We start from the raw sequence: 17,983 nt of genomic DNA on the forward strand, positions 1-17,983 counted from the left end.
GTGTTAGTGCTTTATTCTTTAATGGAGCCTACAAGAATGCCCTTTGCGAAATGCTTTTGCAGGAACGGGTACACCAGCATGATCGGAATACAGGATACGATGATGGTCGCCATCTGCAGGCTTGGCGTATAGACCTTGGTGGTCGCCTTTTGTTCCGCCAGGGTCATGGCCATACTGTTCAGCGATGAGTTGGATGTAATAAGCACCTCACGCAAATAGATCTGAAGCGGCGCCTTGGCGGAGTCACTGATGAAGATCAGCGCATGCCACCATTCGTTCCATCTCTCCACAGCGTAAAACAAAGCGAAGGTCGCCATGAACGGCGCGGATATCGGAATAATAATCCTCAGCAGGATCATAAAATCATTCGCCCCATCGAGCTTAGCCGATTCCTCCAGCCCTTCGGGTATCGTATTAAAGTAGTTCTTCATGATGATCAGATACAGCGTGTTGATGCCCGCCGGAACGATCATGACGAGGATGTTATTGACCAGTCCCAGGTTCTTCACGATCAGATAAAAGGGAATCAGTCCCCCGTTAAAAAACATCGTAATTAGGATCATCGTCAGCAGCAGATTACGGCCAGGCATCCCTTTCTTGGAAAGGGCATACGCTCCGGCCACGGAGATAATCATACTGAAAGCCACACCAACGACCGTCACGAGCACCGATACGGTGAATGCATTCCAAAACTTGCCGTCCCCGAAAATAAGCTTATAGGCCGAAAAATCAAAGGACTTCGGAAGCCAGTACAAATTCGACTTGCTGATGACATCGAATCGTGCAAAGGAAATGATGAGAACATTATAAAAAGGATAGAAGGTAATGATGGCCATAATACCGAGGATGATATAGACAACCACATCGTAGGTATTGATTTTCTTTTTCCGGGTCAAGGTTTGCTCCACCTTTCATCGCCCCCCTTTGCATTTAATATAATCCCTGCTCGCCCATTTTCTTCACGGTCATGTTCGCCAGAACCAGCAGCACAAGACTAATCGCGGACTTGATTAACCCGACTGCCGTCATATAGCCGAAGTCTGCGCCGACCGTAAAGGTTGTGCGGTAGACATAGGTGTCGATGGTATCCGCTACGGAATACACAGGGGAACTATACAGGTTGAAAATTTGCTCGAAGCTGGAGCCCAGACTTAGCAGATTGCCGATCGTCAAAATAAAGAGAATAGCCACCGTGCTCTTGATGCCCGGCCAGGCAATATACCGCAGGCGGTGCAGCCGGCTAGCCCCGTCCATTTCCGCTGCTTCGTAAAGTTCGGGATTGATCCCGGCAAGCGCTGCCATATAAATAATGGAATCCCAGCCGATTTCCTTCCATACATGGCTGAGGTAGATCATAGGCCGAAAGCCGTTCACACTCACTAAAGGAGATGAAGCATCGAAGCCGAGCATCGTCATCAGTTGGATGTAAATCCCGTCATTACTGAAAATATTAGTCAGGATGCCCGCGAGAACAACCCAAGAGATGAAATGCGGAAAAGTAAACAGTGTCTGAAAAAATTTCCTTGCCTTGGTACGTGAGAACTCGTTAATCACCATCGCCAGAATGATTGGAAGCGGAAAGTGAATGACCAGCTTGGACAAGCTGATGATGACCGTATTTCTAAATGCGCTCCAGAACTCCGGATCATGGGAAATCTCACGGAAATGTTGGAATCCAACCCAAGGGCTCCCCAGGATCCCCTTACTGAAATCAAATGTCTTGAAGGAAAGCGTGATACCATACATCGGTAGATAACAGAAAAGAATATACCAGACGATGACCGGTAGGACCATCATATAGTGATACTTGTATTGGAGCATCGTGTTCCATAGTCCGCTTTTCGAAGAACGGCCTCCTGCTTTGCTTTCCCGTTGCATCCCTATTCGCCGCCTTTCGTTATTCATAGATTGAGCCTTTTGCCGGAGGGAGGATCATCGACTCTATATGTATGCGTTTGCATCCTGTTCATCTCAGCCTTGCTCCCCCTGCCGCTTGCTGTATGTCCATTATATTCAAACGCAGAATCTCCGCATATAGACATAATTCCGCAAACATGTGGACTCCGCTTACGAGATAAGGGAATCTCCGGTGTTCAATCTGAGTTTTGTATATAATTATCGTAAAAATATCTATATCGTCTGTCTTATCCTTCTGTTTACCAAATACTGAAAGTCATGTATTCTGTCGATAGAACAATGAATACGCTTTCCTTTTTGACGCAACATGTCAGGTATTCTTAATTCAAGGGGGAAGATCATGTATAAAGCTGTAATTGTAGATGATGAAAAATGGATCGTTGAAGGCATTAAATCCGGTGTTCACTGGAATAGCTGGGGATTTGAAGTCATTGGTGACGCGGAAAACGGGCAAGAGGCGCTAGAGCTTGTGAAAGCCCTTCGTCCGGATGTCGTGCTGACGGATATCAAAATGCCGGTCCTGAACGGACTGGAACTGATTAAGAGGGGAAAAGAAGCCTCTCCGGATACTCTCTTCGTGGTGCTCAGTGCGCATGCGGAATTTGCATATGCCCAGAAAGCGTTGAATTATGGAACGTTCGGCTACTGCCTCAAACCGTTTGAAATCGAAGAGATCGACAGTATGCTCAGCCGGCTGGCCGAGGTACTCAATGCCCGAAAAAAAGAAAACCGTCATTCGCATATTCCCGATCTCTATGAAGCGATCTGCTCCGGGGATATGGATGTCGTGAAACGGGTGCTGCAGCAATCCGGTATGAGTGCGGACAGCGCTCATCCAATCCTGCCTATCGTTGTACAGAGCAGTAAAGCGGCCAAGCTGCAGCAAAATATTAAGCATCTGAGCTTCCAGATGAGCCCGCGCCGCTTCGGTTATCTCGTTCATGAAACGGCTGCGGAAGCTCTATTGCAGGATATCAGCCGGGCGCATCAGGGCTCCATGTACAGCATCGGAACGGGATTCCCGCTATCCGATCTGACGGAACTGAACACTTCCCTGGAAACGGCTTCCCTGGCGTCTTACGGCGCGTTCACAACAGGCAAGCCGGGGATCTTCAGCCCGCCGCCGCAGACCAATCCTTTAATAGAAGAAATACTGAAAAATATCTCCGATGCGCTGAGCCGGAAGGACCGGGTGCAGTTTATGTCCTGTATGAATACGGCGAAGAATGATTTCAATGAAGGTAAATTCAGCATGAAGGATGCCTACCTGATGTTCACGGCGTTAATCTATCATTTTTTCAGAACCGGGGTATCCGGCAGCGGGAGAATGTTCGAAGGCTATGAGGAACTCTCCTATCACTTTGGACATGCCGATGCCATGATCGATTATCTCGTTGAGCACACGCTAGATTACCTTGAGAATCAATCTAATACCATTCGCTCAGACATCTCCCATAAAACGATCCGGGAAATTCTGAAATATATCCATGACCATTTTACGGACGATCTGTCGATCCAGGGCCTGTCGGAAAAGTTCTTCCTAAGCCCCAATTACCTATGCCATCTATTTAAAAAGGAAGTGGGGGAAAACTTCATCGAGTATGTATCCAATCAACGGATCCAATACGCCTGCAAGCTGCTTGAGGAAACGAGCAATCCCATCAAACAAATCGGCGATAAATGCGGCTTCAATGATTACTTCTATTTCACGCGGATATTCAAACGGGTTACCAATATGACACCCACCCAATATCGGGAGAAGCAAACCCAATGAACTTTTTCAGAAAGCTCTCCATCCGCTATCAATTCATCGTCATCGGACTGATTATTACCGCTATCATTCCTGTCGTTATTTTGGGCGTATACAAGCAGTCCAGCCGGTTTATTATCGAACAGAACACCCAGTATAACGAAGAACTGATCTCCATGATGAAGCAGCGGATTTCATCGAACTACTCCAATATATCCGAGCTGATGATTAATCTCGGTTATGATGCCACGGTACAGAATCTGCTAGCCGAAAATGACAACCTGAGAATTTACGAGCTGTCCAAAAAGGTGCAAAGCCTGATGAACGTCATCAAGAGCACCTATCCCGACATTATTGATATCGCCATTGTCAGCAATGATCACAAGCTTGTCTCGATGAAGGGTGTGATCAATCAGGCCGAATATGTCGGGGACGGGCTCGTAGATGACGGAACCGTCCACTACGCCGGTTTTGTGCCAGGCAATCAGATTAACGAAAGGGATCATTTCCTGTTCAGGATGAATATTTTCTCTTCCGGCAGCCGGATCGCTTATGGAGAAAAGGCCGGAACTATGGTGCTGGCACTGGATGTGCAAGATATTAATAAGGAATTTCAGAAGTTTCCGCGCCTTGCCGGTACCAGCTTCTATCTGTTCGATTCCGAACATCTCGTATACTCTAACAGTGAACCTGGCGAAGACCTGCTGGGTGAAATCAGAAGCTCTGTGCTGAGCAGCGGACAAGCCTCCGAATCTCCCGAGACATGGAAAAGCAGCAAGTACATCATCCAAGCAAATGCGCTGCCGGAAATTCAGGGGAAGATTGTGACAGCCACACCGATCAGCATTCTGATGAAAGGTCTCGACAGATTAAAAAAGACAAGCTACACCTTATCCGGCTTTACGCTGCTGTTTATTTTTTTCCTATACAGCATTATGAAAATGAATGTGCTGAAGCCGTTGTCCCGGCTGATGTCCTTTATGAAACAACTGAAGACACAACATTTGGAAGTTCTCCATTCCCACGTTCATCTGGAAGGCTATGCGGAAATAGAGGTCATATCTAACGAGTTCAATATGATGCTGGAGCGGATTCACGGACTGACCCATCAGCTGATCCAGACCAACTCGGAACTGTATGAATCAGAGCTGGAGAAGCAGCGCATTGAATTCGCCTATCTGCAAAGTCAGATCAATCCGCATTTTCTCAGCAACACGCTGGATACGATTAAGGGTATCGCGATCGTGGAGGGCAGCAAGGCAACCTACGATATGGCCGGAGCTCTCAGCCGAATGCTTCGGTACAGCATTAAGGGCGGAGACGAGGTGGCGCTTGGGGAAGAACTGCAGATCGTGAGCAGCTATATGAAAATCCATCAGCTCCGCTTCTCCGGCAGAATAAGCTACGAGCAGAGCTGCCCGGAAGATCTCCTGCAGCTGGCCGTACCTAAAATGATTTTGCAGCCGATTGTGGAAAATGCCATTAACCATGGGCTAGAGTTCATGGGAAGAGGCGGCATCATTCATGTCGAGGCCTTACAAAGCCAATCCGGAGATCTTATCATGACCATCACGGACAACGGAACCGGAATCAAGCCCGAACGCCTCGCCGAGCTGAACCAGATCCTTGAGTCGGATGATGCTTTGCTGAGTGAGCATATCGGCATCCGCAATGTCCACAACCGAATCCGTCTGAAATACGGGAAACATTACGGCATCTCGCTTGCAAGCGAGCCAGGCAAAGGCACGGAAATCCGGATTTCCCTGCCGGCCATCCCATCCAATCTGCAAGATGCTTTGCTGCGTACGGCCGCGGCTGTGGAGCAGGATTTCAATCTTCTTGATTCATGATAAAATGGGCACAGTACGTAAATTAGGAAAATAAAGTATAGGTGAATCTCTTGAATAAACAAACCATCCTGATCATTAAAGACGACCGGAAGCTGTCCAGTCTGCTGAGTGATTATTTAAGGAAATATGATTTTCATACGGTCGCAGTGGACGATTTCAGCCGCGTTATGGAGACATTCGTGGCATGCGCCCCTGATCTGGTGCTGCTGGATGTGAACCTTCCCAAGTTTGACGGTTTTTACTGGTGCAGGCAAATCCGCAGCCGCTCTCTCTGCCCCATCCTCTTTATCTTTGCAAGGGAGAACGAGATGGATCAGGTGATAGCTCTTGAAAATGGAGCAGATGACTATATCACCAAACCCTTTCATTACGAGGTCGTGTTAGCTAAAATCCGCAGTAATCTCCGCAGGGCTTCCGGTTCTTATGCCCAGCCGCAGGAGGAACGAAAATTCGACGCAGGCAAGCTCCGGCTTTATCCGGAACGCTACGTCATCCAATATGAAGGACAAACCTCAGAGCTGTCGCAAAAAGAATCGGTGCTGCTGGAAGCGCTAATGGACCGTGAAGGACGCGTCGTCAGTAGAGAGCAGCTGCTGGATCTGATGTGGAGCGACGAGCATTACATTGATGACAATACGCTGAATGTGTATATTACACGTGTAAGGAAGAAGCTCAAGGATATAGGTGCGGACGGTATGGTGGAAACGGTACGGGGAGCGGGTTACCGACTGAGTGCCGGAGCAGAAAAAGTATGAAGCTGTTTTGGAAAGATCAGACGCCCCTTCTCATCTGCTATATAGCGCAAATGCTGCTCATCCCGGTGCTGTACTGGCTTTCCGGTGAAAACAGACCGCTGCGCATTATCGGCTATGGTGTCATGCTGAGCAGTGCTATTCTGCTGATTTATCTGGTCATCCGGTATATTCAGTTCCGAAAGCTGTATCAGCGCTTAAACGCCATGGAGTTTATTCCTTCGAACAGGGAGCTGCCACGTGAGCCGCTTGGAGATGCGCCGCTACCTGAAGCCGTGCAGGATATGCTTCGCGTCTATGACCGTTATTATCAGGACAAGCTCAGCGAACATGCGAAACGGATCGACCAGCATATCGTATTCATTAACCGGTGGGTGCATCAGATGAAGACCCCGTTGTCCGTCATACAGCTAACGCTGCGTGATATTGATCAAACCTCTGCGGCAGACAGTATTCAGGAGGAGCTCGAGCGCTTGCGAAAAGGGTTCGAGATGGTCCTCTACACGTCACGTCTGGATCAATTCGAGGAGGACTTCCGGGTAGAACAAATCCGGCTGCTGCAAGCGGTCAAAGAAGCCGTGACGGAGAATCGCAGACTCTTCATCCGGAAAGGGCTTCAGCCGGATATCCGCATCGATGAAGATTGGATCGTATATTCAGATGCCAAGTGGTTGCGATTTATGCTCAATCAAATTCTGATTAACGCCGTCAACTATTCCGCAGGCAAAGGGCAAAGCATCCTCATCACCGCCAGAAAGTCCAGTGAACAGATCATGCTCGATATTCAAGATCAGGGTATCGGTATTTCCAGGGAAGATCTAAAGCGGGTGTTCAAGCCTTATTTCACCGGCGAACAGGGACGCCAGTATCAGGAATCAACCGGTATGGGGCTTTATCTCGTGCGTGAGATTTGTTCCCGGCTTGGACATCAGGTGGCGATAGAATCGGAGCCTGGTGACGGGACAACGGTGCGATTTACTTTTCACCATACGCCTAACAACCATGAAACTTATTAAGCAGATGATCTAGAAGCGCCGGTACCCAGAATATATCTTGTCCTTTGTTTGGGATAAGCCTTATATCTGTACAGCGCTTCTTTCGTCTCGTTATAGGTGCCATCCATACAGAATCATGCGAACATAACCTTAAGCCAGCTGTAAGGAAACGTTAATTCAAATCGATAGCGGGGTCTTTTCCAGTTTTGGTAGATTGGTATCAAGGGCCCGTCAGGACATCATGGGCAGCTGCCAAACCATGTGAAAGGAATGAAGTTTATGGATATATTGCAGGTCAAAGCGCTAAGCAAGGTCTATCCCGGAAAAGTGACCACTCACGCCTTAACCGATATCAATTTCAGCATTGAGAAGGGGGAATTCGTTGGCATCATGGGACCTTCAGGCAGTGGCAAAACGACGCTGCTCAATGTGGTATCTACCATTGATGAACCGAGTTCGGGTGAAGTATTAATCAACGGAATGAGCCCGCATCAGATGAATAAAGGCGAGCTGGCACGTTTTCGCCGCAGACAGCTTGGTTTTGTCTTCCAGGACTTCAATCTGCTGGAGACGCTCTCGGTCGCTGAGAATATCGTGCTGCCGCTTACGCTGGATAACCGGAAGCTGAGCGAAATGGATTCCCTACTGCAGCAAGTGGCCGACAGACTTGGCATCACCGATATTCTGAAAAAACGGACCTATGAGATTTCCGGAGGCCAGCGCCAACGGACTGCGATCGCCAGGGCAATGATCACTTCGCCTGCCATCGTCATGGCCGATGAACCAACCGGTGCACTGGACTCCAATGCATCAAGGAACGTGATGGAGTCGCTTGAGCGGATCAACCAGCAGGATGGGACAACGCTGATGCTGGTCACGCATGACCCGCTGGCAGCGAGCTACTGCAGCCGGATTATTTTCATTAAGGACGGAAAGCTGGCAGCCGAGATTGACCGGGGAGAGAGCCGCCAAGCCTTTTTCCAAAATATTATCGATACGCTGTCGTTCTGGGGAGGTAACAGCCATGAGCTTTCCGGAGTTCGCGTTTAACAATGTCAGGCGCAATCTGCGTGCTTATATTTCCTATTTCCTGAGCAGCGCCGTGATGGTCATGATCTTCTTTGCCTATTCCGTGTTCATTTACCATCCGGATATTTTCCATTCGGATTTTGGCAAATATATCGCGACCAGCATGCGGATTGCGTCTTACGTGATCTATCTCTTTTCCTTTTTCTTCGTTCTTTATTCCATCAGTGCTTTTCTGAAAGCACGAAATCAGGAGTTCGGCATTCTGGTGATTCTGGGAGCACAAACAAGACAGATCAATTGGCTTATTTTCCTTGAAAATATGCTGATTGGTGTCAGTGCCATCGTAACCGGTGTCGCGGGCGGCCTGCTGATCTCCAAGCTTTTCCTTATGGTCAGCACCAAAATAATTGGAGAAGTTGAGTTGTCCTTTTATTGGCCTGTCAAAGCACTGATCGTGACCTCTTCTGCATTTATGCTGTTGTTTGTGATAGTTTCACTATTCACGCTTCTATTCATCCGCAAAAAGAAAGTATTTGAGCTGCTCAAAGGCAGCAGCATGCCAAAAAAAGAGCCTCAGGTATCCTGGCTCCTGTCGATATTTGGTGCGGCTTTGCTGGTTACCGGTTTTGTGTCCGTCTGCGGTGAGTATTCGAAAAACACATTGATGACTGCTGCCCTGACGGGGATTGCCGGCACCTATTTCTTTTATACGCAGCTCTCCGTGATCATCGTCCGGCTGTTGAAAAAGAACCGCCTATTCATGTGGAGAAGTACCAATCTGATCCGGATCTCCGAGATGAGCTACAAGCTGAAGGATAATGCGCGCATGCTGTTCATGGTAACGGTGGTTACTGCTATCGCCTGCATGGTTTCCAGCGTTCTCTTGTTTATGAGTCAGTCTAACAGAGAGCTCTATAACCATTCTCCTTATTCATTGGTTTATACCGTTTATGATTCCAATAACGACAAACCGGACCTCATGCCTATCACAGACGAGATTAAGGCTCATGGGGCTGATTATACGGAGCTGAAGATCGAGCTTCTCCATCAGCTTTTCACTCTAAACGCCGATACTAAAGGAATCGATCTGCTGCCCGTGTCGAAGTTTCGTCTGTTGTCCGAGCAAGCGGGGCTTCCCGGCATTCAGGATGTATCCGAAGCGGATGCGGTACTCATCTTGTGTCAGACGACCAATGTCCAAAACTATAAAGATTTCGCGAATGCGAGCCTCCAGGCCAAATCCAATCTAAAGCTTACTGTGAAGCAAACCGTGAACACGGATATTCTGCCATTCGGGCAATTTTCTTCTCCATTTCTGGTGGTCAACGATACCGTGTACAAAAAGCTTCAACAAGATCCGGATATTTCTAAAGTCACCCGGTACCTGTATAAAGTTCCTGCTTGGGATGGATCTCCTCCCTCACTGTCCGATCCGGAAGTCATCGCGGGAACAAAGCTGTTCGAATGGAATCAAAAGAAAAGTAAGGAGCACAACTGGAATTACGGATTATTTTCCCGCGGTGAAAACTATCAATCTTCGAAGCAGACAACATCCATGATGAGTTTTGTCGGCGTGTTTATTGCCCTGATTTTTTCTATATCATCGGCCAGCTTCCTTTATTTCAAGCTGCATACAGAGCTTAATAAAGATCAGCGAATGTACCAGGCCATGTCCAAAATCGGACTCAGCCCCGAGGAAATGTCGCGGGCTGCGACTACGCAAATAGCGCTGTTATTTTATATCCCGGTATTCGTGGCCATCATCGAGACCCTGGCTGTAGTCGTACCGATTTTGCATGGGTTGAATCAAACGCATATCATGTCTCCGATCCTCATGACAGCAGCGGCCTTCACGGCGGTGCAAACCGTTTATTTTCTGATCATCCGGTCGAGATATGTCCGCAGTTTGCGCAAGATCATGGTGTAGGATAGGGACAGATATACTTGGAATAGGATAGAAAAACACTCGGATTTGAAAATGATTCTTTAATGATCTGGAGTGAATGAGGTGTAATTCATATGAAGCTCATGAAAAACTTCTCTCTGGTTGTTCTTAACCTGGTCGGGGAATTTTGGACCGGTTTTTATTACCGCAGCTCTGACTTCTATGATAGGCATACTGTAACCAAAACAAAGACCGGTTATATTGTATTCGTATCTCTCGCCGCGCTGGTAACCCTCGGAATAGCCGCATGGCTGTTTAGGAGAATATATTAGAATATTCTAAAGGCAGCCAATGTAAGAATACGACTATCGCCTCCTCCGCTGCGACGCGGTTTTTTCATAATCGCAGGGAGGAGGAATCCGCATCAAGAAGAGCCCGCGTCCCCGCGGGCTCTTTCTTATTTCACTGCAAACAGCTTCCTCAAATAATCATTCAGGAATATGCCCCCCGGGTCCAACTGCTCGCGCATCTCCCGGAATGCCGTCCACTGCGGATACAGACCGGGCAGCTCCTCCGCTGTCCTCGTGTGCATTTTGCCCCAGTGGGGCCTGCCCTGATGGCGGCGGAAAATCTCCTCGATATCCCGAAAATACACCTGATGCTCCATGCCCTTGTACATATGGACAGCGATATAGGCTGAATCGCGCCCGTATGCCGGGCTAAGCCAAATATCATCTCCTTTGACATAACGGCATTCCACCGGAAAATGAACGGCATGGCTCTGCGCAGCAACGCTGGCCCGGATTTCGCTGACAACCTCCTCCATTTTCTCAGCAGGCACGCTGTATTCCATTTCATTAAAACGAACAAGCCGCTGCGTGGTAAACAGCTGATGGCTGTAGGCTATATCCTTTCCTGTAGGGACAAAGCGCGCTGACAGGCGGCTCACTGGCTTGCACAGCCCCGGAAAAGCGCGGCATCCTTCAGACAACATCCCGAAAAATGCATTTTCCATTACTAGCTGGTTCACATGATTCCAGAAGCGTCCTCCGGACGGCTGTTGATCCGTTTCGTCCAGGCACTTCACCTGTACGACATCCGTATGAGGAAACCAGAAAAACTCAAAGTGATCATGCGTATCCCTGAATTCCGCCAATCGCTTGAAGCATTCGTCAATGGACAGACGCTCGCTTTTATAATGAAGCACGGTCAGAGGAACAACACGGATTTTGACTTTTACGATAATACCCAGCATCCCGAGGGAAACCTGGAGCGCCTTGAAGATGTCACGGTTCTGCTGTTCACTACAGGTCAGCAGTTCACCCGATGCAGTCACCACCTGAACCTCAAGCAGCTGTGTCGACAGCGACCCAAATCGGATGCCTGTTCCATGCGTTCCCGTTCCGACGGCTCCTCCAATGGATTGGGTATCGATATCGCCTAAATTTTCCTGCGCCCATCCCTGCATGTATAAGGCCTCGCTCAAATCTCTCAGTCTCGTTCCCGCCCATACCCACACGCTGTACGAATCCGCATCCACAGGCTCAACACCTGCCAAATGATCCAGTGACAACAGCACATCTCGGGTTTGTACCAGCGGCGTAAATGAGTGTCCCGCCCCGATCACCCGGATACCCTTGCCCGACCCGGCGCAGGATTGCACCAGCGACACGACTTCATCGACGGCCTTGGGATATGCGATATGCTTTGGCTTGCTGCGAACGACTCCCGACCAATTTTTCCATACCTTCTGATTTTTATTTAGAGAAAGCATTGCCCATCCCCCCGATACGTTGAGATTTGTTCTCTGATTTTGCCTTTAGACACACCATAAAGTTGGTTAAATCGTTCGCATAATTCCCCTGCCTTTGCATGCCGGAAGAAGATCGGATCTCCCAGCTCCAGATGTTCATCCCCTTTGTAGAATACCGGGGTCTGCACTTCCCCGGCCCCTTCCAAAGACGTTAGAGCTGCGCCCTCCGGCAAATACGGCTTTGGCAGTTTGTCTTTGCCGGCAGCTCCTGAACCTGTATACCCGCCTCCCAGGCAGGTATACAGGTTCTCTCCCGGCTTCCTCACGATTTCTACGGCATAACCCGCTGCAGGCTGGTAGCGGAAATTTTTGTAGTTATCGAACAGTCCCGGCGAAAAGAATCCGGATCCGACCGTAACTTCAGTCACCGCATGCTCAAGCGTTGTTGTATGTAAGCTGCCCGTACCGCCGCCATTCACAAAGCGGAGCGGCATGCCTGCTGCTTCCTCTATCATGGCGACAAGCGCCTGTCTCTTCTCGGCAATCTGCTTGACTGAGCGCTGTTTGAGCTTTCGTACCAATACATTTTTCGCAGCCATGTTCGGATAATGATCGCCGACACCGGCGATTTGCGCTTCATAACCCATCACACCATCCATGGAGACTCCGCTGGATGATAAGATCCTTTCCACAACGGGTCTCGCATCTGCGACCGTATGGATCGGTGAGCGCCACACCCCAAAGTGAAGACCCGGAACATCCATCGACATATCCATGTCGAGACAGACCGGAAACCGGACGCCATGCCGCTCTGCAATCTGTTCGATATGCTCAATATGCTGGATGGAATCAACCATAAGGGTGATGGATTTTCCTTGGCGGATCAGCTCAGCCAGCCCGGACAGCGCTGAAGGCTCCCATACCGGGTAGCCCATCACAATGTCATCCATGCCCTGCTTTACCAGATATATGGCCTCCTGCGGAGAAAAACACATCAAACCGCAAAAAAGCGGGCTCTTATGAATAATTCGTTTCAACAATGTGGTGCTTCGGACCGATTTGGTCGCAATACGAATGTTTTTGGCGCCGGCCTGGGCAATAATCCGCTCGATGTTCTCATCCAGCAGATCCAAATCCACAAATGCGAACGGCTTAGATACATTATCGAATACCTTCGTATAGTAGGCATAATCCCGCTGCATCTTCTCCCCCCTTATGTAAGGCTGAGTGATGGTAATCAGAAATAGGGTAAGCGCTATCATTACTCTGTGAAATTGAGTCTGTATGAATTGTCTATTATGTATGTGTGTAGCGATTGTGTCCGAAATGAAGTTAGTGGCATGAAAAGAACGAATTGAGGATTCTTAGGAGGTCATGCTGGTTAGGCGGATCTTGCGATTGGAGTAAATTATCCTTATTTTATCCGAAAAGAAACCTGGGAGCAATCGGTTATTTTCATGAATTTCCAGGCAACAGGGGTTGTCCCGAGAGTCACTTGACTACCGGGGCAGTCCCTTTCTCTTCTTTGTGACCAGTTTAGTGGAGCTTAGTGGAGATTAATTGAACCATCGATAACGCCCAGGTACCGGAAGCCCGTAAGTCACGGAACCCGCCGCCGCCGAATAGGCTGATGCAACGACGAAAGACAGATGGGAGCGAATGCAATGCCTCTTTACCAGCCGCCAGTGAACATACGTACACTGACATATACAGCCCCCGGGACAGTTATCCATTATCCTCAGGTCAGCGGACTTGCAAACCGCCAAGCAGAAGAGCGGATAAACCATGCGATCATATTGCAGATACAGGATATGCAGCGCACTCAGCAGCATATGCAGACAGGGACCAACCCGAACACCACGGGAAATTTTGAGATCAAAACCAATGAGCGCGGCATTCTCAGCCTCATGCTCAGCAACTATACGTATTCGACACCCATGGCCCATGGGTATACGGTTGCAAAGGGACTAACCTTTAATACAACCACCGGCGCTGCCTATTCACTTTCAGATCTGTTCAAACCAGCCTCGAACTACCAAGCTCTTCTGACAGCTGAAGTTAATGCGCAGATTAAAAAGCGAAATCTTCCTGTGCTTGAAGGCACAACGGTTTCGGTGCAGCCGAATCAGGACTTTTACCTGGCCGATAAATCCCTGGTCATTTTCTATCCGCTGTACGCAATTACGCCATATTACGTCGGCTTCCCGATGTTCCCGGTTTCGGTGTACGATCTGCAAGATATCGCCACAGAGGACGGCCCCATCACCGTACTGGCAGCAGACATCGCATAGATAGAAAAAACCCCGGAAATGCCCCGGGGTATCTTACTCATAACACACTCATAACGATTGATCTAACGGTTCCTTCACCTGCTCACGCCACTGATATTTAGGCTGCCAACCAAGCAGGCGCTTGGCCTTTTCGTTGCTAAATAGCGTTTCATGGCCTTCAAGCGGCGTCCTAATATCCGTCACACCGGGATAGCGCTGTTCCAGCAGATCTCGGCTGCGGATGGCCATGCTCGAATCATCCGAAGCCAGATTGAGCGCCACCGCTCCCAGACCGTCCGTTTCGATGGCAAGCCGGCAAGCTTCAGCCGCATCGCGGGTATCGATATAGCTCCACAGAATACGTTCACGTTCCTCCGGATGGTTAATAAACGAAGGAAAACGCTCATACCACTCTGGAGGAATGACATTTCCAAGGCGAAAGGACACGACCTGTATACCCGACCGGCGGTTGAACATCTCGGCTGTCTGCTCGTTGACAATCTTGGATAAGCCATAGCTGTCCTGAGGCAGCTGCGGATGCTCTTCGTCGAGCGGCACGTACTGGGGTGCGATCGGATTCACCGCGAACACAATACCGTATGAGGATTCGCTGGATGCGATGACAGCCTTACGGATCCCAAGACCCGATGCGGCTTCCAGCACATTATACGTCGACATGACATTGTTGCGGAACGTGACCTCCGGTGTCCTAATATGCGCTGCCGGAATTGCGGCCAGATGCACAACCGCATCCGCGCCGGCAAGGGCGCTGTATGTCTCACCCAAGTCTTCCAGATCCGCTATAAGCGTTGGACATAGCTCCTCATCCGGACGCCGTGAATCCACGTTCAGTACTTCATATCCCTGCTCCACAAAATGCTTTACGACCCAGCGTCCAAGCATACCGCTTCCGCCTGTGATCACTACCTTGGCCATCGAAAATGCCTCCCCGCTGATTAAAAGTAGTCAAGACTTTCTCTATTTCAAAATTTCCTCGATACGATCGATTACGTCCGCGCTCAGCTCTACATCGGAAGCTTTAGCATTCTCAGTGACCTGCTCCGGACGGCTCGCGCCAACCAGTGCACTGGCCACATTGCTGTTGCGCAGAATCCAGGCCAGAGCCAGGTTCCCTACGGAAATGCCGAGTTCGCTTGCAATGCCTTCAAGCTGTTTCACTTGGCTGATTCTTTCTTCGGTGATGCCTTTGCGCATCCATTCCAGCTTGGCAGCACGGCTGTCCTGCGGAATATCCGAGGCGGATGTATATTTTCCTGTCAGCAGGCCTTGGGCAAGCGGAGAAAATACCACTTGTCCGATACCAGAACGCTCGCTGAGCGGCATGATTTCTTTTTCAATATAACGCTGGAACATGTTGTATTGCGGCTGATTTACCACGATACGGTCCAGCAGGTAACGGTCGGCAACGCCAACTGCTTCCGCAATTTGGGAAGCCTGCCATTCACTCACGCCCACATACAGCACTTTGCCTTGACGAACCAGGTCATCGAGTGCGCGCAGGGTTTCATCCAGCGGAGTTTCCGGATCATGACGATGGCAGTAGAAAATATCCACATAGTCATGATTCAGACGTTTCAGGCTGGCATGAGCCTGCTCCATGATATGTTTGCGGGACAAGCCACGGTCATTGGGACCGTCTCCCATTGGCCAGAATGCTTTGGTTGCCAGCACATAAGATTCCCGCGGATACGCTTTCAGGGTTTCACCCACAAGCACTTCCGCCGCGCCCTTTTCATAAACGTTCGCTGTATCAAAAAAGTTAATGCCTAGATCGTATGCTGTTTTAATCGAATTGACGGCATTTTCCCGTTCTACATAACCGCCATATGTAAGCCAGCTTCCTAAGCTGATTTCGCTGACCTTGAGGCCGCTGCCACCTAATCTCCGGTATTTCATGTTTACATTCCTCCTTGAGGTTATCCTGATTACATTGTTCATTCTATAGAAGTTCATAACAGATTTGAAGAAGTGAAAAGTTTTTCACTTAATTATACGGAGGATATCTAGTATACTTAAGTATAGTAAATACATATGGAGGTGGTACCCTGTGACAACAACGAAAAAAGCCAGCAGCTATATCCCGAAAAACCCGGATTTCATCGAATGTAATATTGAAAAAACGCTGGATGTGCTTGGCGGCAAATGGGCTTTTCTCGTTATCCGTGAATTATTTGGCGGCACCCTTCGCTTCGGTGAACTGCAACGCCGGATTTCGAGTGTAAGTCCCCGGGCTTTAACCAGTACACTGCGCCACCTCGAAGAAAATGGGGTGCTTGAACGTGAGGTTTTCCCGACCGTTCCTGTGACTGTAGAGTATACACTGACGCCAAAGGGCCAGGATTTACACGTGATATGTCATGAAATGAAGCTATGGGCGGCGCGGTGGACGTAAGATGTCTGCCCCCGCTTTTTTTTTAGGATCACATCATTACTAGCATTTCACCGATTCGATCTCTACTTACTATTAGTTCGCCAAAATTTGGTTCAGCCTCTTCTCCAGCGCTGCCAACCCTTCCTCAGGCTTGATCCCTTTCTGCACGATGTTCTGCAGATCCTCGGAGATGGTGGTGAAGAGCGCCGCGTATTTATCTGTTTTGGGTGCGAATTTAACATGATCACGCGATGCTATAAACAGCTTACGGTACGGCAGTTCTTGGTAGGCGCTGCTCTTTGCGACCTCATGATTGGCTGGAACATGCCCCGCCTCTCCCCAGATGACTCCGCCCTCCTCAGAGAAATACCTCATGAAATCCATTGCAGCCAGCTGCTTTGGCTCCGTGACGTAGGCCGGGATGACTAGCGTATGCGAGCTACCCCAGTGAACCGGACTGCCGAAGATCGGCGGTATTGGCATAATGCCTACATGCAGCGCCGGATTGCCGAGATGATGCCCGGCTTCCCATACGCCGCCAATCCATAACCCTGCCTTACCTTGATCAAAGGAATCCCACGGCGTTTGATCATTCAGGTCGCTGAGTCCGCTTGCAAACAACTGCTGATAGAACGCGAGAACCGATATGGCCTTTTCATTATGTATCGCTGCTCTTTTCATGTCCGGACTCAGCAGCTCACCGCCAGCCTCATAGTACAAATCCAGAAATGATTCCTGAAAATAAGGCGTATTCACCGCCATCGGCTGCACACCGGGAACCCTTGCATGAATTTGTTTCAGGAATGCGGTAAATCCATCCGGCGTGGCTGATTCCAGCTTCGGTGTTCCATCTTCATGTAACAGTCCGGCCTTTTTCAGAATGTCTTTATTGTAAAAAAGCATGTGAAAATGCGTATCCAAAGGCACTGCATAATCATTCCCGTTATAGATCACGCCCTGCCGGTTCGATGACTCAATCTCGTCAAAATCAAACCCCGCTTGCTTCGCCAATGAATCCAGCCCGGTAATTTGCTTGGCTTTAATAAAAGGAGATAACCGGTCCACATGGACAACGGCCACATCCGGCCCTTTTCCCAGCGAAAGTGCGGTACTAAGCCTGGCATAATACTCATTGGACTCGAGCCGAAGCTGCTTCACAAACACTTTGCTCTGCGAGGTGTTATAATCCCGAATGATCCGCTCCACAAAATCCCCTTCCCCGCCGCCAAAGGGATTCCAAAAGGACAGCTCCACGGATGCCGGTTCTGCCGTGTTCATTTTACTTTCATAAGAGTCATCCGCACACCCAGAGAACAGCAGCATGCACACCATGACAAATGGCATGAACGGGCCCTTGCTTTTCATTTTACTCCACTCCCCCACACAAGCC

At 49.2% G+C, this 17,983-nt stretch carries 16 protein-coding genes; 9 read left to right on the forward strand and 7 right to left on the reverse strand.

From position 1 onward, the window contains the following. Positions 1-11: 11 nt before the first annotated feature. Positions 12-908 (reverse strand): carbohydrate ABC transporter permease, encoded by an 897-nt coding sequence (locus tag E6W40_RS26640; RefSeq protein ID WP_211147091.1) that lies wholly within the window; start codon positions 906-908, stop codon positions 12-14. Positions 909-930: 22 nt separating this feature from the next. After that, on the reverse strand, positions 931-1,878 hold the full coding sequence (locus tag E6W40_RS26645) for an ABC transporter permease (protein ID WP_136608615.1): 948 nt from the start codon (positions 1,876-1,878) through the stop codon (positions 931-933). A gap of 379 nt (positions 1,879-2,257) precedes the next feature. Between E6W40_RS26645 and E6W40_RS26650 the strand changes: the two genes are divergently transcribed. The 7 genes from E6W40_RS26650 to E6W40_RS26680 all read left to right on the forward strand — a co-directional run bounded on the left by E6W40_RS26650 (position 2,258) and on the right by E6W40_RS26680 (position 10,510). Next, on the forward strand, positions 2,258-3,691 hold the full coding sequence (locus tag E6W40_RS26650; RefSeq protein WP_168929066.1) for a response regulator transcription factor: 1,434 nt from the start codon (positions 2,258-2,260) through the stop codon (positions 3,689-3,691). Further along, a complete protein-coding gene (locus tag E6W40_RS26655; protein ID WP_136608617.1) occupies positions 3,688-5,517 on the forward strand; it encodes a cache domain-containing sensor histidine kinase in 1,830 nt (609 codons plus the stop codon). Before E6W40_RS26650 ends, E6W40_RS26655 begins: the two co-directional genes overlap by 4 nt. A 50-nt stretch (positions 5,518-5,567) precedes the next feature. Beyond that, positions 5,568-6,272: a response regulator transcription factor gene (locus tag E6W40_RS26660; protein ID WP_136608618.1), complete on the forward strand. Its 705-nt coding sequence runs from the start codon at positions 5,568-5,570 to the stop codon at positions 6,270-6,272. Further along, the gene (locus E6W40_RS26665) at positions 6,269-7,285 is read left to right on the forward strand and encodes a sensor histidine kinase (RefSeq protein WP_136608619.1); all 1,017 of its coding nucleotides are present in this window, start codon (positions 6,269-6,271) and stop codon (positions 7,283-7,285) included. Before E6W40_RS26660 ends, E6W40_RS26665 begins: the two co-directional genes overlap by 4 nt. 258 nt (positions 7,286-7,543) lie before the next feature. After that, on the forward strand, positions 7,544-8,314 hold the full coding sequence (locus tag E6W40_RS26670; RefSeq protein WP_136608620.1) for an ABC transporter ATP-binding protein: 771 nt from the start codon (positions 7,544-7,546) through the stop codon (positions 8,312-8,314). After that, a complete protein-coding gene (locus E6W40_RS26675) occupies positions 8,289-10,220 on the forward strand; it encodes an FtsX-like permease family protein (RefSeq protein WP_136608621.1) in 1,932 nt (643 codons plus the stop codon). The genes E6W40_RS26670 and E6W40_RS26675 overlap by 26 nt, the downstream gene beginning before the upstream one ends. Before the next feature lie 92 nt (positions 10,221-10,312). Beyond that, positions 10,313-10,510 (forward strand): hypothetical protein, encoded by a 198-nt coding sequence (locus E6W40_RS26680; protein ID WP_136608622.1) that lies wholly within the window; start codon positions 10,313-10,315, stop codon positions 10,508-10,510. 125 nt (positions 10,511-10,635) lie between these two features. On the opposite strand, the gene E6W40_RS26685 is transcribed toward E6W40_RS26680, so the two are convergent. Beyond that, positions 10,636-11,952 (reverse strand): D-arabinono-1,4-lactone oxidase, encoded by a 1,317-nt coding sequence (locus E6W40_RS26685; RefSeq protein ID WP_136608623.1) that lies wholly within the window; start codon positions 11,950-11,952, stop codon positions 10,636-10,638. Continuing rightward, a complete protein-coding gene (locus E6W40_RS26690; RefSeq protein WP_136608624.1) occupies positions 11,940-13,133 on the reverse strand; it encodes an amino acid deaminase/aldolase in 1,194 nt (397 codons plus the stop codon). Before E6W40_RS26690 ends, E6W40_RS26685 begins: the two co-directional genes overlap by 13 nt. Positions 13,134-13,595: 462 nt before the next feature. Here E6W40_RS26690 and E6W40_RS26695 point away from each other — a divergent pair, with 462 nt between their 5' ends. Next, complete coding sequence (locus E6W40_RS26695; protein ID WP_136608625.1) at positions 13,596-14,222, forward strand: DUF3298 and DUF4163 domain-containing protein; 627 nt, start codon at positions 13,596-13,598, stop codon at positions 14,220-14,222. 48 nt (positions 14,223-14,270) lie between these two features. Here E6W40_RS26695 and E6W40_RS26700 read toward each other — a convergent pair whose 3' ends face one another. After that, positions 14,271-15,137, reverse strand: coding sequence for an NAD-dependent epimerase/dehydratase family protein (locus tag E6W40_RS26700; protein ID WP_136608626.1), 867 nt, complete (start codon positions 15,135-15,137; stop codon positions 14,271-14,273). Between the two features lie 42 nt (positions 15,138-15,179). Next, positions 15,180-16,118 carry an aldo/keto reductase family protein gene (locus E6W40_RS26705; protein WP_136608627.1) on the reverse strand — a complete coding sequence of 313 codons (939 nt, stop codon included), beginning with the start codon at positions 16,116-16,118 and terminating at the stop codon, positions 15,180-15,182. Positions 16,119-16,269: 151 nt separating this feature from the next. Here E6W40_RS26705 and E6W40_RS26710 point away from each other — a divergent pair, with 151 nt between their 5' ends. Continuing rightward, positions 16,270-16,614, forward strand: a complete 345-nt coding sequence (locus tag E6W40_RS26710) for a winged helix-turn-helix transcriptional regulator (RefSeq protein ID WP_136608628.1) — start codon at positions 16,270-16,272, stop codon at positions 16,612-16,614. Positions 16,615-16,686: 72 nt separating this feature from the next. On the opposite strand, the gene E6W40_RS26715 is transcribed toward E6W40_RS26710, so the two are convergent. Continuing rightward, positions 16,687-17,958 carry an ABC transporter substrate-binding protein gene (locus tag E6W40_RS26715; RefSeq protein ID WP_246073207.1) on the reverse strand — a complete coding sequence of 424 codons (1,272 nt, stop codon included), beginning with the start codon at positions 17,956-17,958 and terminating at the stop codon, positions 16,687-16,689. Positions 17,959-17,983 lie beyond the last annotated feature (25 nt).

Origin of the sequence: Paenibacillus dokdonensis (assembly GCF_004916975.1) — a bacterium.
GTDB classification, from domain to species: Bacteria; Bacillota; Bacilli; order Paenibacillales; family Paenibacillaceae; genus Paenibacillus_AQ; species Paenibacillus_AQ dokdonensis.